Source organism: Sphingomonas sp. (assembly GCF_048594985.1).
Classification (GTDB): Bacteria; Pseudomonadota; Alphaproteobacteria; order Sphingomonadales; family Sphingomonadaceae; genus Sphingomonas_I.
The window spans coordinates 1-16,651 of record NZ_JBMDXG010000025.1; the positions used below are offsets into that span (position 1 = coordinate 1).

General features: G+C 67.5%; 25 protein-coding genes and 1 pseudogene. 23 read left to right on the forward strand and 3 right to left on the reverse strand.

All coding sequences use genetic code 11. The annotated features are described in order from the left end of the window. The 17 genes from rplV to ACOJSF_RS00895 all read left to right on the forward strand — a co-directional run. Positions 1–365: 50S ribosomal protein L22 (gene rplV / locus ACOJSF_RS00815; protein ID WP_420140345.1), on the forward strand; the 365-nt coding region annotated here is incomplete at its 5' end. Then, the gene (gene rpsC / locus ACOJSF_RS00820) at positions 365–1,060 is read left to right on the forward strand and encodes a 30S ribosomal protein S3 (protein ID WP_420140346.1); all 696 of its coding nucleotides are present in this window, start codon (positions 365–367) and stop codon (positions 1,058–1,060) included. The genes rplV and rpsC, both read left to right, overlap by 1 nt. Before the next feature lie 65 nt (positions 1,061–1,125). Beyond that, a complete protein-coding gene (gene rplP, locus ACOJSF_RS00825; protein WP_420140347.1) occupies positions 1,126–1,557 on the forward strand; it encodes a 50S ribosomal protein L16 in 432 nt (143 codons plus the stop codon). A 4-nt stretch (positions 1,558–1,561) separates the two neighbouring features. Continuing rightward, entirely contained in the window at positions 1,562–1,795 is a 234-nt protein-coding gene (gene rpmC, locus ACOJSF_RS00830; RefSeq protein WP_420140348.1) for a 50S ribosomal protein L29, read from the forward strand. Further along, positions 1,777–2,043 (forward strand): 30S ribosomal protein S17, encoded by a 267-nt coding sequence (gene rpsQ / locus ACOJSF_RS00835; protein WP_420140349.1) that lies wholly within the window; start codon positions 1,777–1,779, stop codon positions 2,041–2,043. The genes rpmC and rpsQ overlap by 19 nt, the downstream gene beginning before the upstream one ends. Positions 2,044–2,058: 15 nt before the next feature. Next, positions 2,059–2,430, forward strand: coding sequence for a 50S ribosomal protein L14 (rplN, locus tag ACOJSF_RS00840; protein ID WP_420140350.1), 372 nt, complete (start codon positions 2,059–2,061; stop codon positions 2,428–2,430). A 1-nt stretch (position 2,431) separates the two neighbouring features. Next, on the forward strand, positions 2,432–2,749 hold the full coding sequence (gene rplX / locus ACOJSF_RS00845) for a 50S ribosomal protein L24 (protein ID WP_420140351.1): 318 nt from the start codon (positions 2,432–2,434) through the stop codon (positions 2,747–2,749). Beyond that, a complete protein-coding gene (gene rplE / locus ACOJSF_RS00850; RefSeq protein WP_420140352.1) occupies positions 2,742–3,323 on the forward strand; it encodes a 50S ribosomal protein L5 in 582 nt (193 codons plus the stop codon). Before rplX ends, rplE begins: the two co-directional genes overlap by 8 nt. 77 nt (positions 3,324–3,400) lie before the next feature. Continuing rightward, on the forward strand, positions 3,401–3,706 hold the full coding sequence (rpsN, locus tag ACOJSF_RS00855) for a 30S ribosomal protein S14 (RefSeq protein ID WP_420140353.1): 306 nt from the start codon (positions 3,401–3,403) through the stop codon (positions 3,704–3,706). Positions 3,707–3,716: 10 nt separating this feature from the next. Further along, entirely contained in the window at positions 3,717–4,112 is a 396-nt protein-coding gene (gene rpsH, locus ACOJSF_RS00860; protein ID WP_420140354.1) for a 30S ribosomal protein S8, read from the forward strand. Further along, complete coding sequence (rplF, locus tag ACOJSF_RS00865) at positions 4,112–4,645, forward strand: 50S ribosomal protein L6 (protein WP_420140355.1); 534 nt, start codon at positions 4,112–4,114, stop codon at positions 4,643–4,645. The genes rpsH and rplF overlap by 1 nt, the downstream gene beginning before the upstream one ends. After that, the gene (rplR, locus tag ACOJSF_RS00870) at positions 4,645–5,001 is read left to right on the forward strand and encodes a 50S ribosomal protein L18 (protein WP_420140356.1); all 357 of its coding nucleotides are present in this window, start codon (positions 4,645–4,647) and stop codon (positions 4,999–5,001) included. The genes rplF and rplR overlap by 1 nt, the downstream gene beginning before the upstream one ends. After that, positions 5,002–5,733, forward strand: a complete 732-nt coding sequence (gene rpsE / locus ACOJSF_RS00875; protein ID WP_420140357.1) for a 30S ribosomal protein S5 — start codon at positions 5,002–5,004, stop codon at positions 5,731–5,733. Positions 5,734–5,738: 5 nt separating this feature from the next. Continuing rightward, entirely contained in the window at positions 5,739–5,915 is a 177-nt protein-coding gene (gene rpmD, locus ACOJSF_RS00880) for a 50S ribosomal protein L30 (RefSeq protein ID WP_420140358.1), read from the forward strand. Positions 5,916–5,964: 49 nt separating this feature from the next. Continuing rightward, positions 5,965–6,495 (forward strand): 50S ribosomal protein L15, encoded by a 531-nt coding sequence (gene rplO / locus ACOJSF_RS00885; protein WP_420140359.1) that lies wholly within the window; start codon positions 5,965–5,967, stop codon positions 6,493–6,495. A 101-nt stretch (positions 6,496–6,596) separates the two neighbouring features. Beyond that, entirely contained in the window at positions 6,597–7,955 is a 1,359-nt protein-coding gene (secY, locus tag ACOJSF_RS00890) for a preprotein translocase subunit SecY (protein WP_420140360.1), read from the forward strand. 2 nt (positions 7,956–7,957) lie between these two features. Further along, complete coding sequence (locus ACOJSF_RS00895; protein ID WP_420140368.1) at positions 7,958–8,617, forward strand: adenylate kinase; 660 nt, start codon at positions 7,958–7,960, stop codon at positions 8,615–8,617. A 30-nt stretch (positions 8,618–8,647) separates the two neighbouring features. Here the strand turns inward: ACOJSF_RS00895 and ACOJSF_RS00900 are convergent, their stop codons facing one another. Beyond that, positions 8,648–10,039, reverse strand: a complete 1,392-nt coding sequence (locus ACOJSF_RS00900; RefSeq protein WP_420140361.1) for a lipopolysaccharide biosynthesis protein — start codon at positions 10,037–10,039, stop codon at positions 8,648–8,650. 87 nt (positions 10,040–10,126) lie between these two features. Here ACOJSF_RS00900 and ACOJSF_RS00905 point away from each other — a divergent pair, with 87 nt between their 5' ends. Further along, positions 10,127–10,870 (forward strand): NTP transferase domain-containing protein, encoded by a 744-nt coding sequence (locus tag ACOJSF_RS00905; RefSeq protein WP_420140362.1) that lies wholly within the window; start codon positions 10,127–10,129, stop codon positions 10,868–10,870. On the opposite strand, the gene ACOJSF_RS00910 is transcribed toward ACOJSF_RS00905, so the two are convergent. Together ACOJSF_RS00910 and ACOJSF_RS00915 are read right to left on the reverse strand one after the other, a co-directional pair. Further along, on the reverse strand, positions 10,856–11,296 hold the full coding sequence (locus tag ACOJSF_RS00910; RefSeq protein WP_420140363.1) for an HIT family protein: 441 nt from the start codon (positions 11,294–11,296) through the stop codon (positions 10,856–10,858). The two genes, ACOJSF_RS00905 and ACOJSF_RS00910, sit on opposite strands and share 15 nt — an antisense overlap. After that, the gene (locus ACOJSF_RS00915) at positions 11,293–12,423 is read right to left on the reverse strand and encodes a CDP-alcohol phosphatidyltransferase family protein (RefSeq protein WP_420140364.1); all 1,131 of its coding nucleotides are present in this window, start codon (positions 12,421–12,423) and stop codon (positions 11,293–11,295) included. The genes ACOJSF_RS00910 and ACOJSF_RS00915 overlap by 4 nt, the downstream gene beginning before the upstream one ends. 89 nt (positions 12,424–12,512) lie before the next feature. On the opposite strand from ACOJSF_RS00915, the gene ACOJSF_RS00920 reads away from it, so the two are divergent. The 5 genes and pseudogenes from ACOJSF_RS00920 to ACOJSF_RS00940 form a co-directional block, all read left to right on the forward strand. Continuing rightward, positions 12,513–13,625: a DUF3089 domain-containing protein gene (locus tag ACOJSF_RS00920; protein WP_420140365.1), complete on the forward strand. Its 1,113-nt coding sequence runs from the start codon at positions 12,513–12,515 to the stop codon at positions 13,623–13,625. Between the two features lie 2 nt (positions 13,626–13,627). Next, positions 13,628–14,107 carry a Holliday junction resolvase RuvX gene (ruvX, locus tag ACOJSF_RS00925; RefSeq protein ID WP_420140369.1) on the forward strand — a complete coding sequence of 160 codons (480 nt, stop codon included), beginning with the start codon at positions 13,628–13,630 and terminating at the stop codon, positions 14,105–14,107. A 47-nt stretch (positions 14,108–14,154) separates the two neighbouring features. After that, positions 14,155–15,144, forward strand: a complete 990-nt coding sequence (locus ACOJSF_RS00930) for an aspartate carbamoyltransferase catalytic subunit (protein WP_420140366.1) — start codon at positions 14,155–14,157, stop codon at positions 15,142–15,144. Then, the gene (locus ACOJSF_RS00935) at positions 15,141–16,361 is read left to right on the forward strand and encodes a dihydroorotase (protein WP_420140367.1); all 1,221 of its coding nucleotides are present in this window, start codon (positions 15,141–15,143) and stop codon (positions 16,359–16,361) included. The genes ACOJSF_RS00930 and ACOJSF_RS00935 overlap by 4 nt, the downstream gene beginning before the upstream one ends. Beyond that, positions 16,355–16,651: pseudogene (locus ACOJSF_RS00940) on the forward strand (hypothetical protein); the annotation flags it as partial. The gene ACOJSF_RS00935 and the pseudogene ACOJSF_RS00940, both read left to right, overlap by 7 nt.

Genomic DNA, 16,651 nt, shown 5'->3' on the forward strand with positions numbered 1-16,651 from the left:
AGTCCCCCCGCAAGGTCGGCGAGAAAGAGGCGCTGGCCCTCGCCACCTCCGTGCGCGGCAGCCCGTACAAGCTCAATCTGGTCGCGGGCCTGATCCGCGGCAAGAAGGCCGGCGACGCGCTCAACATCCTCGCTTTCTCCAAGAAGGCGATGGCGGTCGATGTGCGCAAGTGCCTCGCTTCCGCCATTGCGAACGCCGAGAACAATCACAATCTCGACGTCGACGCGCTGGTCGTGAAGGAAGCGTCGGTCGGCAAGGGCCTCGTGATGAAGCGCTTCGCCACCCGCGCCCGCGGCCGCAGCACGCGGATCGTCAAGCCGTTCAGCCGCCTCCGCGTGGTCGTTCGCGAGCAGGAAGAAGCATAATGGGTCAGAAATCCAACCCCATCGGCATGCGGCTGCAGATCAACCGCACCTGGGACAGCCGCTGGTACGCCGACGGCGCCGATTATGCGCGCCTGCTGCTGGAGGATCTGAAGATCCGCCAGTACATCTTCAAGACGCACCCGCAGGCCGCGATCTCCAAGGTCGTGATCGAGCGTCCGGCGAAGCTGGCCCGCATCTCGGTTTATGCCGCGCGTCCGGGCGTGATCATCGGCAAGAAGGGCGCGGACATCGAGAAGCTTCGCAAGAAGCTGAACGCGATGACCTCGTCCGAGGTGAGCCTGAACATCGTCGAGATCCGCAAGCCGGAGATCGACAGCAAGCTCGTCGCGCAGGGCGTCGCCGATCAGCTCGAGCGTCGTATTGCGTTCCGCCGTGCCATGAAGCGCGCCGTTCAGTCGGCGCTGCGTCTCGGCGCGGAAGGCATCCGCATCACCTGCGCCGGCCGTCTGGGCGGCGCGGAGATCGCGCGGACCGAATGGTATCGCGAGGGTCGGGTGCCGCTGCACACGCTGCGCGCGAACGTCGACTATGCCGAGGCCGAGGCGCACACCGCCTATGGCGTGTGCGGCGTCAAGGTGTGGATCTTCAAGGGTGAGATCCTCGGCCACGACCCGCTCGCGCAGGACCGCCTCATGATGGAAGCTCAGACCTCGGGGGTCCGTCCGGCGCGCTGATAGGGTTTTCCCTCATCAGCTAGCCTGATCGGCCGTCGTCACGGTGTCAGAAGGTTAGAAAAGACATGCTGCAACCGAAGCGCACCAAGTTCCGCAAGGCCCATAAGGGCCGTATCCATGGCGACGCCAAGGGCGGGACCGCGCTCAACTTCGGCGCGTTCGGCCTCAAGGCCCTCGAGCCCGAGCGGATCACCGCCCGCCAGATCGAGGCGGCCCGCCGCGCGATCACGCGCCACATCAAGCGCCAGGGCCGTCTCTGGATCCGCATCTTCCCGGACGTTCCGGTTTCGTCGAAGCCGGCCGAAGTCCGCATGGGCTCCGGTAAGGGCGCGCCCGAATATTGGGCGGCGCGCGTGAAGCCCGGCCGTATCCTGTTCGAGCTGGACGGCGTTCCCGGCCCGCTCGCCCGCGTCGCCTTCGAGCGCGCGATGGAGAAGCTGCCGATCAAGACCAAGGTCGTCGCCCGCCTGGGCGAGTCCATCTACGAGGCCGAGTAAGACGATGGCGAAGATTGCGGATCTCAAGGTCGCGACCGACGACCAGCTTTCGACTCAGCTTTCGGAGCTGAAGCGCGAGCAGTTTAACCTGCGCTTCCAGGCAGCCACCAACCAGCTCGAAAAGCCGAGCCGGGTGAAGGAGGTCCGCCGGACCATCGCGCAGATCAAGACCCTGCAGACCGAGCGTTCGCGCTCGGATGCGAAGTACGGAGCCACACGATGCCGAAGCGCGTGCTGACGGGCACTGTGGTGTCCGACAAGACCGACAAGACGGTGGTGGTGCTGGTGGAGCGTCGCGTGAAGCACGCGCTCTACGGCAAGATCATCAAGCGGTCGAAGAAGTATCATGCCCATGACGAGGGCAACACGTTCAAGGAAGGGCAGACCGTCCGCATCGAGGAATGCGCGCCGATCTCCAAGCTGAAGACGTGGAAGGTGATCGAGGCGGTGGACACCCATCGCGCGCCCACCCCCGCGGCCGCATAAGGAAGGACTGGTTCAATGATTCAGATGCAGTCCAACCTGGACGTGGCCGACAATTCCGGCGCCAAGCGCGTCCAGTGCATCAAGGTGCTGGGCGGATCGAAGCGCCGCTTCGCCTCCGTCGGTGACGTGATCGTCGTGTCCATCAAGGAAGCGGCCCCGCGCGCCAAGGTCAAGAAGGGCGACGTTCACCGCGCGGTGATCGTCCGCACGGCCAAGGACATCAACCGTCCCGACGGCTCGACGATCCGCTTCGACGGCAATGCCGCCGTGCTGATCAACAAGAATAACGGGGAGCCGATCGGCACCCGTATCTTCGGCCCGGTGGTGCGCGAGCTGCGCGCGGCCGGTCACATGAAGATCATTTCGCTCGCGCCCGAGGTGCTTTGAGATGGCCGCTGCCAAGATCAAGAAGGGTGACAAGGTCGTCGTCCTGTCCGGCAAGGACAAGGGCAAGACCGGTGACGTCACCAAGGCCCTGCCCAAGGAGGGCAAGGTGATCGTGTCGGGCGTGAACGTCGCGACCCGCCACCGCAAGCCGAGCCAGGCCGAGCCGCTGGGTGGCCTGGAGCGCCGCGAGGCGCCGATGCACATCAGCAAGGTCGCGATCGCGACCGCTGACGGCAAGGCGACCCGCGTGCGGTTCGAGACCCAGGACGGCAAGAAGGTTCGCGTCGCCGTCAAGACCGGGGAGAAGATCGATGGCTGATGGCTACACGCCCCGGCTGCGCAAGAAGTATGACGACGAGATCGTCAAGGCGATGACCGAGAAGTTCGGGTACAAGAACCCGATGCAGGTGCCCCGGCTCGAGAAGATCGTGCTGAACATGGGCGTCGGCGAGGCCACGCAAGACAAGAAGAAGGTCGAGCAGGCCGCGACCGAAATGACCGCGATCGCCGGCCAGAAGGCCGTCGTGACGAAGGCCAAGAAGTCGATCGCGCAGTTCAAGCTGCGCGCGGGCCTGCCGCTCGGCTGCAAGGTGACGCTGCGCCGCGAGCGGATGTACGAGTTTCTCGACCGCTTCGTGACGATCGCGCTGCCGCGCGTCCGCGACTTTCGCGGGCTGAGCGACAAGTCGTTCGACGGCCGTGGCAACTACGCCACCGGCCTGAAGGAGCAGCTGATCTTCCCGGAGATCAGCTACGACCAGGTCGACAAGATCCGTGGCATGGACGTGATCGTCACGACCACCGCCAACACCGACGACGAGGCGCGCGAGCTGCTCCGTCTGTTCGGTTTCCCGTTCCCGCAGCCGCAGGCTGACCAGAAGCAGGCCGCCTGAGCGCGGATTTGATCACGCCTTGATTCACGGTCCGCCCGGCGAACCGATCAAGGCTGGAGGAAAGAGAGCTTAAGTCCATGGCGAAACTGAGTTCGATCAACAAGAACGAGCGGCGCAAGAAGCTCGTGAAGAAGTATGCGGGCAAATATGCCCGTCTGAAGGCGATCGCGGACGACGAGTCGGCCGACGAGACCGAGCGCCTGATCGCGCGGCTGAAGCTGGCGGAGGTGCCGCGCAACGGCAACCCGACCCGCATTCGCAACCGCTGCGAGCTGACCGGCCGTCCGCGCGGCGTCTATCGCAAGTTCGGGCTCGGCCGCGTGATGCTGCGCCACCTGGCCACCCGGGGCATGATCCCCGGCGTCGTCAAGTCGAGCTGGTAAGGGTTTAGGTATGGCGATCAACGATCCCCTGGGTGACCTGCTCACCCGCATCCGCAACGGCCAGCGCGCCCGCAAGGACAGCGTGGTTTCGCCCGCGTCCAAGCTGCGTGCCCGCGTCCTCGACGTGCTCCAGCGCGAAGGCTACATCCGTGGCTACAGCGAGGAGCAGGTCGCGGGCCATCCGGGCCTGCGCATCGAGCTGAAATATTTCGAGGGCCAGCCCGCGATTCAGCACGTGGCGCGCGTCTCGAAGCCGGGCCGCCGGGTCTATTCGGGCTCCAAGGAACTGCCGCGCGTCCGCAATGGCCTCGGCATGACCATCGTTTCGACGCCGCGTGGCGTTCTGTCCGATGCGGAAGCGCGCGACCAGAATGTCGGCGGCGAAGTGCTCGCGGAGGTGTTCTGATGAGCCGCATCGGTAAGAAGCCGGTTCCCGTCCCCGCGGGCGTGACCGCGAACATCGAAGGCCGGACGCTGTCGGTGAAGGGGGCCAAGGGCACCCTCTCGATGCCGCTCGCCGACGAGGTCAGCTATACGGTCGAGGATGGCGGCATTTCGGTGCAGCCGGCCAATGACACGAAGCGCGCCCGGTCTTTCTGGGGCATGCAGCGCACCCTGGTGGCGAACCTGATCACCGGCGTAACGGAGGGCTATACCAAGCAGCTCCTGATCACCGGCGTCGGCTATCGCGCCAACGTGCAGGGCAAGAACCTGAAGCTGCAACTCGGCTACAGCCACGACGTCGACTTCGCGATCCCGGAAGGGATCACGATCGCGACGCCCGATCAGACCACGGTCAACATTTCGGGCATCGACAAGCAGAAGGTCGGCCAGGTGGCCGCGGAGATCCGCCGCTGGCGCAAGCCGGAGCCCTATAAGGGCAAGGGCATCAAGTATGCCGGCGAGTTCATCTTCCGCAAGGAAGGGAAGAAGAAGTAATGAGCAAGGGTCTCTCCCAGTTCGAGAAGCGCCGCCGGCGCGTCCGCACCGCGCTGAAGGCGCGCGGCGGCCTGCGTCCCCGCCTTTCGATCCACCGCTCGGGCCGGCACATCTATGCGCAGGTGATCGACGATGCGGCGGGCAAGACCGTCGCGTCCGCCTCCTCTCTCGAGAAGGATGCGCGTTCGGTGACCGGCGCGAACATCGATGCGGCGACCGCCGTCGGCCAGCGCGTCGCCGAGCGCGCCAAGGCGGCCGGCGTCAACACGGTCGTGTTCGATCGTGGCGGCTTCCTGTTCCATGGGCGCGTCAAGGCGCTCGCCGATGCCGCCCGCGAAGGCGGATTGGAGTTCTAAATGGCTGACGAAGTGCAGAACGAGGCGCCCGTCGCCGAGCAGGCCGGGGCCGCGCCGGAAGGCGCCCCCGCCCCCCGCGAGGGCCGTGGTCCGCGTGGCGGCCGTGGCCGTGGCGGCAACGACAATCGTGGCGGCAACAACCGTGGTCGCAACGATCGTAACCGGCGCGACAATCGCGGCGGGAGCGACGATGGCGGCGAGGAACTGGTCGAGAAGCTGGTTCACATCAACCGCGTGTCGAAGACGGTGAAGGGCGGCAAGCGCTTCGGTTTCGCCGCGCTCGTCGTGGTCGGCGATGGTTCGGGCCGGGTCGGCTTCGGCCATGGCAAGGCGCGCGAAGTGCCGGAGGCGATCTCCAAGGCGACCGCGTCGGCCAAGAAGGCGATGATCCGCGTCGCGCTCAAGGACGGCCGCACGCTTCACCATGATGGCCTCGGCCATTTCGGTGCGGGCCGCGTCACCGTCCGCTCGGCGCCCCCGGGCACCGGCATCATCGCCGGCGGTCCGATGCGCGCCGTGTTCGAAAGCCTGGGCGTGCACGACGTGGTGACCAAGTCGGTCGGCACGAGCAATCCCTACAACATGATCCGCGCGACCTTCGAGGCGCTCAAGGACCAGACGAGCCCGCGCTCGGTGGCCCAGCGTCGCGGTAAGAAGATTGCGGACCTGCTGCGTCGCGGGGGCGCCACGGCCGAAGTGGCCGAGGCCGACGCGGCCGCCGTGGTGGAGTGAGCGACATGGCGAAGATCAAGGTAACGCAGGTCGGTTCGCCGATCCGCCGCGAGGCCAGCCAGCGTGCGACGCTGGTCGGTCTCGGGCTCAACAAGATGCACAAGACCCGCGAGTTGGAAGACACGCCCGAGGTCCGCGGCATGATCCGCAAGGTGCAGCATATGGTGAAGGTCGAGGGCTGAACCCCCTCGACCCTTCACTGCGCGACAAAAGCGAAAGCGAGTGCAGGAAATGAAGCTCAACCAGATCACCGACAATAAGGGCGCGCGCCAGGGCCGCGTCCGCGTGGGCCGCGGCATCGGCTCGGGGCTCGGCAAGACCGCCGGGCGCGGCCAGAAGGGCCAGAAGAGCCGCGAAGGCGTGTCCATCAACGGCTTCGAGGGCGGCCAGATGCCGCTCCACATGCGCATCCCGAAGCGCGGCTTCAACAACATCGTCGCCAAGGATTATGCCGAGGTGAACTTGGGCACGATTCAGAAGCTGGTCGAGGCCGGTACGCTGGATGCGGGCGCGACGATCGATCACGCGGCGCTGAAGGCGGCCGGCGTGGCGCGCGGCGGCAAGGACGGCGTGCGCGTGCTCGGCAAGGGCGATTTCTCGTCGAAGCTCTCGTTCAATGTCGCGGGCGTTTCGAAGGGGGCCCGCGAGGCGATCGAGAAGGCCGGCGGTTCGGTGTCGGTGATCGAGGTCGTTCCGGCCGCCGAAAAGGCCGCCGCCAAGAAAGGCAAGACGCTTGCCGCCAAGAAGGCGGCGCGCGGCTGAGCCGACGGCTTAGACAAGCAGACTTAAGTCTCTATATGGAGCGGCGGAGGCGGGGACACTGCCCCGCCGCTCTTTTCTTATCCGGGGTTCGATAAAGTCCGATGGCATCCGCAGCCGAGCAACTGGCCGCCAACGCGAGCTTCTCACAGTTCGCCAAGGCGACCGACCTCAAGAAGCGTCTCTGGTTCACCATCGGCGCGCTGGTCGTGTTCCGCCTGCTGTCCTACGTACCGCTGCCGGGGATCGATCCGCGCGCGCTCGCCTCGCTGTTCGAGCAGACGCAGGGCGGCGTCATGGACTTCTTCAACACCTTCACCGGCGGCGCGCTGACGCGCATGTCGGTCGTGGCGCTGGGCGTGATGCCGTACATCACCGCGTCGATCGTAATACAGCTCGCGACCTCGCTTTCGCCCACGCTGGCGGCGATCAAGAAAGAGGGCGAGAGCGGACGCAAGAAGCTCAACCAATATACGCGCTACGGCACGGTGCTGCTGACCGCGATCCAGGCCTATTTCATCGCGGTCGGGCTCGAGGCGTGGGGCCAGTCGGCCGGCTACAACGCCGTGATCGTCGATCCGCTGCTGTTCCGCACGACCACCGTCATCACGCTGGTTGGCGGCACGATGTTCCTGATGTGGCTGGGCGAGCAGATCACCAGCCGGGGCATCGGCAACGGCGTCAGCCTGATCATCATGGCCGGCATCGTCGCCAGCCTGCCGACCACGATCGCCGGCAGCCTGGAGCAGGCGCGGACGGGCGCGACCTCGCCTTTGTGGGTGTTCGCCGGCTTCGCCTTCTTCCTCGGGCTGATCCTGCTGATCTGCTTCATGGAGCGCGCGCAGCGCCGGGTGCTGATCCAGTATCCGAAGCGCCAGACCGCGCGCGGCATGCAGTCGGACAAGAGCCACCTGCCGCTGAAGATCAACACGGCCAACGTGATTCCGCCAATCTTCGCGTCGTCGCTGCTGGCGCTGCCGCTGACGATCACGCAATTCGCGGGCAGCCACCTGTCGGGTGAGAGCCGCTGGGGCGATTTCATCATCTCGCTTAACCAGTTCATCGGACAGGACACGCCGGCCTATTTCGCGCTCTATGCGGCTGGTATTATCTTCTTCTCCTTCTTCTACACCGCCGTGGTGTTCAATCCGGAGGAGACCGCCGACAATCTCAAGCGCTATGGCGGGTTCATCCCCGGCATCCGGCCGGGCAAGGCGACCGAGAGCTATCTCGATTATGTGCTGACGCGCATCACCGTGATCGGTGCGGCCTATCTAACCGCGATCTGCGTGATTCCCGAGATGTTCATTCCGCGCCACCTGATCGGCTTCGGCGGCACCAGTCTGCTGATCGTGGTCAACGTGACGATCGACACGGTGACGCAGATTCAAAGCCATCTGCTCGCGCATCAGTATGGCGACCTGATCAAGAAGGCGAAGCTGAAGGGAGGCATGCGCCGGTGAAACTGCTCATCCTGCTTGGACCCCCGGGGGCGGGGAAGGGGACGCAGGCCCAGCGGTTGATGGCGCAGCATGGGCTGATCCAGCTGTCGACCGGCGACATGCTGCGCGCGGCCGTGAAGGACGGCTCCGACGTCGGACGCCGCGCCAAGGCGATCATGGAGGCGGGACAGCTCGTTCCCGACGAGATCGTCACGTCGCTGATCGCCGATCGGCTCGACAAGGAAGCGCATGCGCCGGGCTTCATCTTCGACGGCTATCCGCGCACGCAGGCGCAGGCGGAGTCGCTCGACGAGCTGCTGGCCGAGCGCGGGCTCGCGCTCGATCAGGTGATCGAGCTGACGGTCGACGAGCAGGCACTGGTCGAGCGGATCTCGGGCCGCTTCACCTGCGCGCGCTGCAACGAAGGCTATCACGACCGCTTCAAGCTGCCGAAGGCGGCGGGCGTATGCGATATTTGCGGATCGACCGAGTTCAAGCGCCGTCCCGACGACAATGCGGAGACGGTGCGCGCGCGCCTTGCCGAATATCGCGCCAAGACCGCGCCGATCCTGCCTTATTACGAGGCGAAGGGACTGGTCGCGCGGGTGGACGGCATGGCCGAAATCGCCGCCGTCTCGCAGGCGATCGAGGCGATCCTAGCCAGGGATGCGGTCGCCGGCTGAGGGACGACGGCGGGGGCCACGGCTCCTGCCCTACGCACCGTCCGGCACGCCGATCTCTGCCGCCGGCGTCCGATAGATCAGGCGCCAGGTCGCGATCCCGAACAGCAGCAGGCTGAGTGCGGAGGCGGCGAGCGTCGCAACCGCGGCCCCGGTTACGCCCCACGTCGGCAGCAGCGCGGCGAGCAGGGCCGCCTGGATGATTGTCGACCAGAGGCGGAGGCGGAAGGCGGTGGCCGCGCGTCCCGTCGCCATCAGCGCGGGTTCGAAGCTCGATCCGCCGATGTCGAGCGCCGCCGCCGTGCCGAGCATGAGGAGCAGCGGGTAGGCGGAGAGGTAATCCCGGCCGGCGACGAGGCCGAGCGCCGGTTTGCCGATCAGCAGCAGCAGCGCGACGATGACCACCGCCGCGACGACCGAAAAACGGGTGGCATGGCGGAACAGCTTCCGCAGTTGCGCGGCGGTATGTGCGACGTGGACGCGCGCCAGCTCGGCAAAGGCCGACCGCGACATCAGGTCCGACAGCTTGGCGAGCGCGCGACCGAGCTGGAAGGCGAGGCGATAGCCGCCCGCCGCCGCCGGGCCGGCGACGAGCCCGACCAGCAGCACGGAGAACTGTTTGCCCAACGCGTTGAGCGTCGTGCCCATGTTGGTGATCGCGGCGAAGCGCCACAGGCCGGGATTGTCGCGCCCGGCGGTGACGATGCCGCGCCAATGGGCCGGCACGAGCGCGCCGCGCGCCTCGCGCAGCGCCAGCACCCAGTGCGCGGCGGCGGTGAGCAGTTCGGCCACCGCCCAGGCGATGAGAAAGCCGGTTACGCTCGGCCGGAACAGGAGCACGACCACCAGCGCCCCGATCAGGCGCGCGATCGGCGTCACCGAATCGGCGGTGGCGGCCATGCCGAAGCGGTCATGCAGCCTCAGGATGCCGATCGCGGTCGACCGGAAGGACAGCAGCATCACGAAGCAGAACAACAAAGCGTCGCGCGACAGCGTCGCGTCCCACCCCAAAGCGGGCCCCAGAAGCACGACCCCGATCGTCGCGATCAGGCAGCCGAGCAGGGCCGCGCCGAAATCGAGCGCGATGCAGAAGGCGAGCACCCGACCCAGCGCATCACGGTCCCCGGAATGGAGGTGGGGCATGCCATAATTGACCACCACCTGCCACGTCGAGAAGGTGACGACGGCGCCGACGGCCTGACCCGTGCCGAGGATCAGCACGAACTGGCCGAACAAGTCCGGTCCGAGCGTCCGCGTAGCGAGGCCGAGATAGACGAGGCTGAGGATCGCGCCGACCGCTTTGCCGCCAAGCAGCCAGACGGTGTTTTCGAGGACACGCGAGAGTGTGCCGCTGCGCGCGGCGCCCCGCGCGCGCTGCCGTTCGAGCCAGTTGCGATAGGCGTTGAGCGCCACGTTCGTCCTCACCTTGCTGCGCGCGCCCTAGGCGGAGGCGGCGGCAGCGTCCACCGCGCGGGATGGCGTGGGGCCAAGGGGCGGGTTAAAGGCGCCGTCATGATCATCAAACGTGCCATCATCCTTTCGGCCGGCCAGGGCTCGCGGCTGGGCCCGATCACCGCCGACCAGCCGAAATGCCTGATCCCCTTCGCCGGCAAGACCCTGCTCGACTGGCAGATCGACGCGCTGGCCGCGAGCGGGGTGGGCGAGGTGGTGGTCGTCACCGGATTTCGCACGGAGAAAGTCGAGGCGCAGGCGGCCCAGCGCCGCGACGTGCGCGTCCGGACGCTGTTCAACCCCTTCTACCATGTCGCCGACAATCTCGGCACGTGCTGGATGGCGCGGGGCGAGATGACCGAGGACTTCATCATCCTCAATGGCGACACGATCATCTCGGCCGAGATCGTCGGGCGGCTGCTGGACGGGGCGAGCGCGCCGATCACCGTCACGATCGACGAGAAGGACGCTTATGATTCGGACGACATGAAGGTCCGACGCGAAGGCGACCGGCTGGCGGCGATCGGCAAGACGCTGACGCCGGACGAAACCGACGCGGAATCGATCGGGATGCTCGCCTTCCGGGGCGAGGGGCCGGGGCTGTTCAGCGCGCAGATCGACCGCATGATGCGGACCGAGGCGGGGACGAAGAACTGGTATCTGAAGGCGATCGACGCGCTCGCGCCGACCGGCAAGGTCGGCACGGTCTCGATCAAAGGACTGGAATGGCAGGAGGTCGACTTCCCCGCCGACCTCGCCGCCGCGAGCGAGTTAACCGAGCGCTGGCGGTCAGCCGGCCGCTGACGGCCAGGATCCACGCAGCCAGTCGACGAGACGGGCCGTCTCGTCCGGATCGAGGTCGCGTGCCTCGCCCAGCGCAGGCACCTTGGGCCAGCCCGCATCGGCGATCTCGATCCCACAGGCGGCGCGCATGCCGGCGTAGCGCGGGATGACGTGAAAGTGGACGTTGGGGTCCACCATCATAAGCATGAGATAGTTGATCCGATCAAACGAGATCGCCGCGCCGAGCGCGCTCTCGATATCGGCGGTGACGCGCGCGAGCTCCGCAAAGGCGACCGGCGCAAGACTGGAGAAGGCCGTGGCGTCGCTCTTCGCGGCGAGGACCAGCGATCCGAGCGTCGGCTGCGCCGGCCGCAACAGCACAACCCAATGAACATAGTCCGCCACCAACGTTGCGGGATGACCGAACTTTGTGATCGTCTGGTTCATGGTGCCTCGTCCAGCCAGCTTGAGAGGGGGCCGCGCCGCCGAGCACCTTCGGCCTGGACCAGCCGGATGCCATGGATCGCGCAGCTCAGCACCGTCCACCATGCGACCGCGATCAGCCCGATGTCGGGCCGGCCGAACAGGGTGGCGAAGAACAGCAGGATCATGTTCGGATTGCGCCGCGCCGTGACCAGCCGGAAGCGCGAATCGAACCGCTCCCAAACGTGAATGTGCATGCCGAAACGGCGGATGAAATATCCCTCGATCAACCGCTGGACGACGTAGCCGCCGACCATTGCCCCCATCACCAGCGCGAAGGTTCGATCGGAAAAGCCGAGCCCCCAGCTTGGCAGCCCTTCCGCCCATGCCCACCACCAGAAGAGTGGGTGGACGAGGTCGATCCCGTGATCGAAAATATTCCCCCAATGGCTTGAGGTGATGGTGCAGCGCGCGAGCTTTCCATCGACCGTGTCCAGCACCATGAACACGAAGCCGACCGCCATCCCGGTCCAGTAATAACCGTGCCAGAAGGCGATCGTGGCGAGCAGGCAGCCGAGCGCGCCGACCGCCGTCACCATGTTCGGGGTAACGCCGGCACGCGCCGCCAATCGCGTCAGGACCAGCGCCAGTTCGGGCCAGAGATATTTCGTGAGGACATCGGTGACGCCCTTATAGGCTCCGTAATAGCTGCGCCGTTCGATCTCCGGCACCATTTCGCGCGTGAGCGGAAGCAGGAAGGGCCATTCGCGCTTGCGCAGCTGAAGGTTGTAGAAGTCGCGATGATCCTCGGCCGCGACGGGCACGAGGCCGGGGGGAAGCAGCCCCTGTTCCATTGCGGCGGATGCGGCGCCGCCATCGTCGCCGACATGCGCGATCACCGGCTGTCCGCCAAAGGTGAGGACCTCACCCGGCCGTGCCCGCATGAAGCCGATCCATTGGGGATCGAAGGCAAATGCGGCGCTGACCAACAAAGCAGGCCCCGTGCCGTCTGTCATCATGGTGAGGCCGGCCTTGTCGGCGATGCGGCGTGTCCGCTCGGCCGCGGTCAGGCCCCAGGCGCGCACGTCGTTCCTGCCGACCACGCGCACCATGGGTGTGGGGGCGGGGCGGGCGGCGATGCGATCGGTCATCCGACCGCTGCTATCGGCCCGACCGCGCCGCCGCAACCGCGCAGCATCGCCGTGCTTGGCGGGAGCGTCCGCGCGCCGTAACGCGGGGCATGCTCGCCCGCCGTTTCCTGTATCTGATCGCATTTCTGGTCGCGCTGGTGCTGGCGGCGGCGATTGCCTGGAACCTGATGCAGGACCGGCTGGTGCGAATGGCGTTCGTGCCGAGCGTGGCGTTCTCGCCGATGCCCGACTCGACCCGGCCCGATTATCGTAGGCCCCAGGCGTGGCTGGCGCGCCCGGACCTTGCCGACAATCCCGCCCATTGGCGGCCGACGGGCGTCGCGCGGGACAGGCAGGGCGCGGCCGCGATCTTCTACCTCCACCCGACCAGCTATCTCGGGCGCGATCGGTGGAACGGGCCGCTGGACGACGCCGCGAGCAATTGTCGCCTGCGGCTGTTCGCGCAGAGCCAGGCGAGCGCGTTCGATGATGCGGGCGATGTCTGGGCGCCGCTTTATCGCCAGGCGACGATCGGCGCATTCCTGACGGGCGCCGATCCGCGCGCGCAGGCGGCGCTGGATTTCGCTTATGGCGATGTCGTCCGCGCGTTCGAAACGTTTCTGGCCGCGCAGCCGGCCGATCGTGCGATCATTCTTGCCGGGCACAGCCAGGGTTCGCTCCACCTTCTGCGGCTGCTGCGCGAGCGGGTGAGAGGGCGGCCGGTGGCGCGGCGGATCGCGGCAATCTATCCGATCGGCTGGCCGATCTCGCTGACGGCGGACCTGCCCGCGCTCGGTTTCCCGGCCTGCGCGACGCCGACTCAAACGGGCTGCATCGCAAGTTGGCAGACCTTCGCGGAGCCGGCCGAGCCGAAGTTGTTGCATACCTATTTCGATGCCACCGTCGGCCCAACCGGCGCTCCGCGCGGGCGAACGGCGATGCTGTGCGTCAATCCGATCACCGGTACGCAAGGGGGCGCTGCCCCCGCATCGGCCAATCACGGCACGCTCGTGCCGGACGCCGGGCTCGTCAGTGCCGTTCTGGAGAAGGGGGTCATCCCCGCCCGCTGCTCGGCCGAAGGATTGCTGCTGATCGGCCCGCCCCCGCGCGACATCACCGCCTATGTTTTGCCCGGCAACAATTACCACGTGTTCGATTACGCCCTGTTCTGGTCGGACCTGCGCGCCGACGCGGCGCGCCGGCTGCAGGCGTTCCGCCCGTGACGATCGGCACGGACCTCGCGACGTTCACCGAACTCCTGCCTGAGGGCGGGCGGCTGGCCGGGCTGGATGTGGGCACGAAGACGATCGGGGTGGCGCTGTGCGATGCGATGTGGACCATCGCCAGCCCGGCGGAGACGATCCGGCGCACGAAGTTCAGCGTGGATCGCGCGCTGCTATGCGACATCATCGTGAAGCAACAGGTGAAGGGGCTGGTGATCGGCCTGCCCCTCAACCTCGACGGCAGCGATTCGCCGCGCACCCAGTCGGTCCGGGCCTTCGCGCGCAATCTGGCCGATCTGGCTCTGCCGATTCTCCTGTGGGACGAACTCTGGTCGACGCAGGCGGTGACGCGCACCTTGCTGGCGGCCGACGCCAGTCGCGCGCGCCGCGCGGAACTGGTCGACAAGATGGCGGCGGCCTACATCCTGCAAGGAGCGATCGACGCGCTGGCCGGCGCGTATCGCTTCCCGGGCCCGACCTGACGAGGCGGCTCGACACGGTTCGCGGGCGGGCTTAAGGCGCGGCTTTAATGTCCGACGCTGCTGCCCCCGCCCGCGTCCGCCCCGACGGCGTGCATCCCTTTCCGCATCGCCACCTGACCGGCATTTACGGGCTGCATCCGCACGAAATCGCATTTCTGCTCGACGAGGCGGAGCAATGGGTGGCGCTCAATCGCGGCGCCGCCAAGAAGCATGACGACCGGCTCGCGGGGCTGACGCTGATCAACGCCTTCTTCGAAAATTCGACGCGCACGCTGCTGTCGTTCGAAATTGCCGGCAAGCGGCTCGGCGCGGACGTGGTCAACATGATGGTGGCCGCGTCGAGCGTGAAGAAGGGCGAGACGCTGATCGACACGGCGATGACGCTGAACGCAATGCGCGCCGACATGATCGTGATCCGCCACGATGCGTCGGGCGCGGTGCAGCTGATCGCCGACAAGGTCGACTGCCCTGTCTTGAATGCCGGCGATGGGCGGCATGAACATCCGACGCAGGCGCTGCTCGACGCGCTCACCATCCGGCGCCGCAAGGGGAGGATCGCGGGGCTAACGGTCGCGATTTGCGGCGACGTGCTGCACAGCCGCGTCGCGCGCTCCAACATCCTCGCGCTCACCGCGCTGGGCGCCGAAGTGCGCGTCGTCGGCCCGCCGACTTTGCTGCCCGCCGCGATCGAACAGATGGGCGTCGCGCGCTTCACCGATTTCGATGCGGGGCTCGACGGGGCGGACGTGGTGATGATGCTGCGCCTCCAGCGCGAGCGGATGGAGGGCGGATTCGTGCCGTCCTCGCGTGAATATCATACGCTCTACGGCCTCACGCCCGAGCGGCTGAAACGCGCCGCGCCCGACGCGCTGGTGATGCATCCCGGCCCGATGACCCGGGGGGTCGAAATCGCATCGAGCGTGGCCGACGACCTCGACCGTTCGGCAGTGACCGAACAGGTGGAGATGGGGGTAGCGGTGCGCATGGCCTGCCTCGACGTGCTGACGCGCGCGCGCCGGGGAGTGGGGGGGTGGTGAGCCCGCTAGCGATCACCGGCGGGCGCGTCCTCACCGCCCAAGGCCTCGTCAATGGCGGCGTGCTGGTGCGCGATGGCCGCATCGCCGCGATCGGGACGTTCGACCTGCCCGAGGATGCCGAGCGGATCGACGCGCGCGGCGCGATCGTGGCGCCCGGGCTGATCGATGTCGGGGTGTTCGCGGCCGACCTCCCGGCCTTCGCGGCGGGCGGGATCACGCGCGCGGTGCTGATGCCCGACCAGGACCAGCCGCTCGACAATGTCGCGCTGGTCCAGCGCGCGACCGCATCGGGCAAGCCGGGTGTGTGGGTCCATCCGCTCGCCGCCGCGACGCGCGCGCTGGAGGGGCGCGAACTGGCGGAGATCGGCCTGATGCGCGCGGGCGGTGCGTGCGGCGTCGCGACGGGGCGCGGCTGGATCGCCGATTCGGGCGTGATGCATCGCCTGCTCAGCTATGCCGGTGCACTTGGCCTGCGCACCGTCGCCCATGCCGAGGATGCGGCGCTGGCGGGCCATGCGGTCATGACCGATGGCGAGACGGCGACCCGCCTGGGCCTATCCTCCGCGCCGGCCGAGGCGGAGGCGCTGGCGGTCGCGCGCGATCTGATGCTGGTCGAGGCGACCGGCGCGCCGCTTCATTTCCGCCAGGTCACCACCGCGCGCGGGCTGGCGCTGGTGCGCGCGGCCAAGGCGCGCGGCCTGCCGGTGAGCTGCGGCATCACGCCCGCGCACCTCTTCCTCGCCGACATCGCGGTAACCGGCTTCCGCACCTTCGCCCGCCTGTCGCCGCCGCTGCGGAGCGAGGCCGACCGGCAGGCCTGTCTGGCGGCGGTCGCGGATGGGACGATCGACGTGATCGCGTCGGGCCACGATCCGCGCGGGCCGGAGGCGAAGCGCCTGCCCTTCGCCGATGCCGAGCCCGGCATGGCGGGGGCGGAGACGTTGCTCACGCTGGCGCTGATGCTGGTCCGCGACGGCCTGGTCGGGTGGGATCGGCTGTTCGATCTGCTTTCCGGCGCGCCGGCGCGGCTGTTCGGCCTGCCGGGCGGGCGGATCGTTGAGGATGCCGAAGCCGATCTGGTGGTCGTCGACCCCGATACGCCGTGGCGGATCGAAAGCGAACGGCTTGCGGCCAAGGCGGGTAACACCCCGTTCGACGGCCTGCCGGTGCAGGGGCGGATCGTGCACACGATCAAGGGCGGCGCACGCTTATGCTGACGCGGCTGACGGGCATGCTGATGCTGGCGATTTCCGTCGCTGCGGCAGCCCAGACGCCGCGCCCGCCCGCATCGCTTCGCACCGCCGCGCAGGCCGGCGATGCACAGGCGCAATATGAGCTGGCGGAGGCCTATCGCACCGGGCGCGGCGTTCCGGCCGATCCCGACATGGCGATCCTGTGGTATCGCCGCGCCGCCGCGAAGGGCCATGCGCGCGCCAGCGACGAGCTCGGCTTCACCCTGTTCGCCAATGGAGACCGGCGCGAGGCCATCCCTTATATCGAGAAGGCG

Coding starts and splice junctions, on each gene's coding strand:
- secY (WP_420140360.1), top strand. CDS start 6,597: ATGGCATCCGCAGCCGAGCAACTGGCCGCCAACGCGAGCTTCTCACAG.
- rpsH (WP_420140354.1), top strand. CDS start 3,717: ATGGCGATCAACGATCCCCTGGGTGACCTGCTCACCCGCATCCGCAAC.
- rpsC (WP_420140346.1), top strand. CDS start 365: ATGGGTCAGAAATCCAACCCCATCGGCATGCGGCTGCAGATCAACCGC.
- rplF (WP_420140355.1), top strand. CDS start 4,112: ATGAGCCGCATCGGTAAGAAGCCGGTTCCCGTCCCCGCGGGCGTGACC.
- rplO (WP_420140359.1), top strand. CDS start 5,965: ATGAAGCTCAACCAGATCACCGACAATAAGGGCGCGCGCCAGGGCCGC.
- ACOJSF_RS00930 (WP_420140366.1), top strand. CDS start 14,155: ATGTCCGACGCTGCTGCCCCCGCCCGCGTCCGCCCCGACGGCGTGCAT.
- rplN (WP_420140350.1), top strand. CDS start 2,059: ATGATTCAGATGCAGTCCAACCTGGACGTGGCCGACAATTCCGGCGCC.
- rplR (WP_420140356.1), top strand. CDS start 4,645: ATGAGCAAGGGTCTCTCCCAGTTCGAGAAGCGCCGCCGGCGCGTCCGC.
- rpsQ (WP_420140349.1), top strand. CDS start 1,777: ATGCCGAAGCGCGTGCTGACGGGCACTGTGGTGTCCGACAAGACCGAC.
- ACOJSF_RS00920 (WP_420140365.1), top strand. CDS start 12,513: ATGCTCGCCCGCCGTTTCCTGTATCTGATCGCATTTCTGGTCGCGCTG.
- rpsN (WP_420140353.1), top strand. CDS start 3,401: ATGGCGAAACTGAGTTCGATCAACAAGAACGAGCGGCGCAAGAAGCTC.
- ACOJSF_RS00910 (WP_420140363.1), bottom strand. CDS start 11,296: ATGAACCAGACGATCACAAAGTTCGGTCATCCCGCAACGTTGGTGGCG.
- rplX (WP_420140351.1), top strand. CDS start 2,432: ATGGCCGCTGCCAAGATCAAGAAGGGTGACAAGGTCGTCGTCCTGTCC.
- rpmC (WP_420140348.1), top strand. CDS start 1,562: ATGGCGAAGATTGCGGATCTCAAGGTCGCGACCGACGACCAGCTTTCG.
- rpsE (WP_420140357.1), top strand. CDS start 5,002: ATGGCTGACGAAGTGCAGAACGAGGCGCCCGTCGCCGAGCAGGCCGGG.
- rplP (WP_420140347.1), top strand. CDS start 1,126: ATGCTGCAACCGAAGCGCACCAAGTTCCGCAAGGCCCATAAGGGCCGT.
- ACOJSF_RS00915 (WP_420140364.1), bottom strand. CDS start 12,423: ATGACCGATCGCATCGCCGCCCGCCCCGCCCCCACACCCATGGTGCGC.
- rpmD (WP_420140358.1), top strand. CDS start 5,739: ATGGCGAAGATCAAGGTAACGCAGGTCGGTTCGCCGATCCGCCGCGAG.
- rplE (WP_420140352.1), top strand. CDS start 2,742: ATGGCTGATGGCTACACGCCCCGGCTGCGCAAGAAGTATGACGACGAG.
- ACOJSF_RS00905 (WP_420140362.1), top strand. CDS start 10,127: ATGATCATCAAACGTGCCATCATCCTTTCGGCCGGCCAGGGCTCGCGG.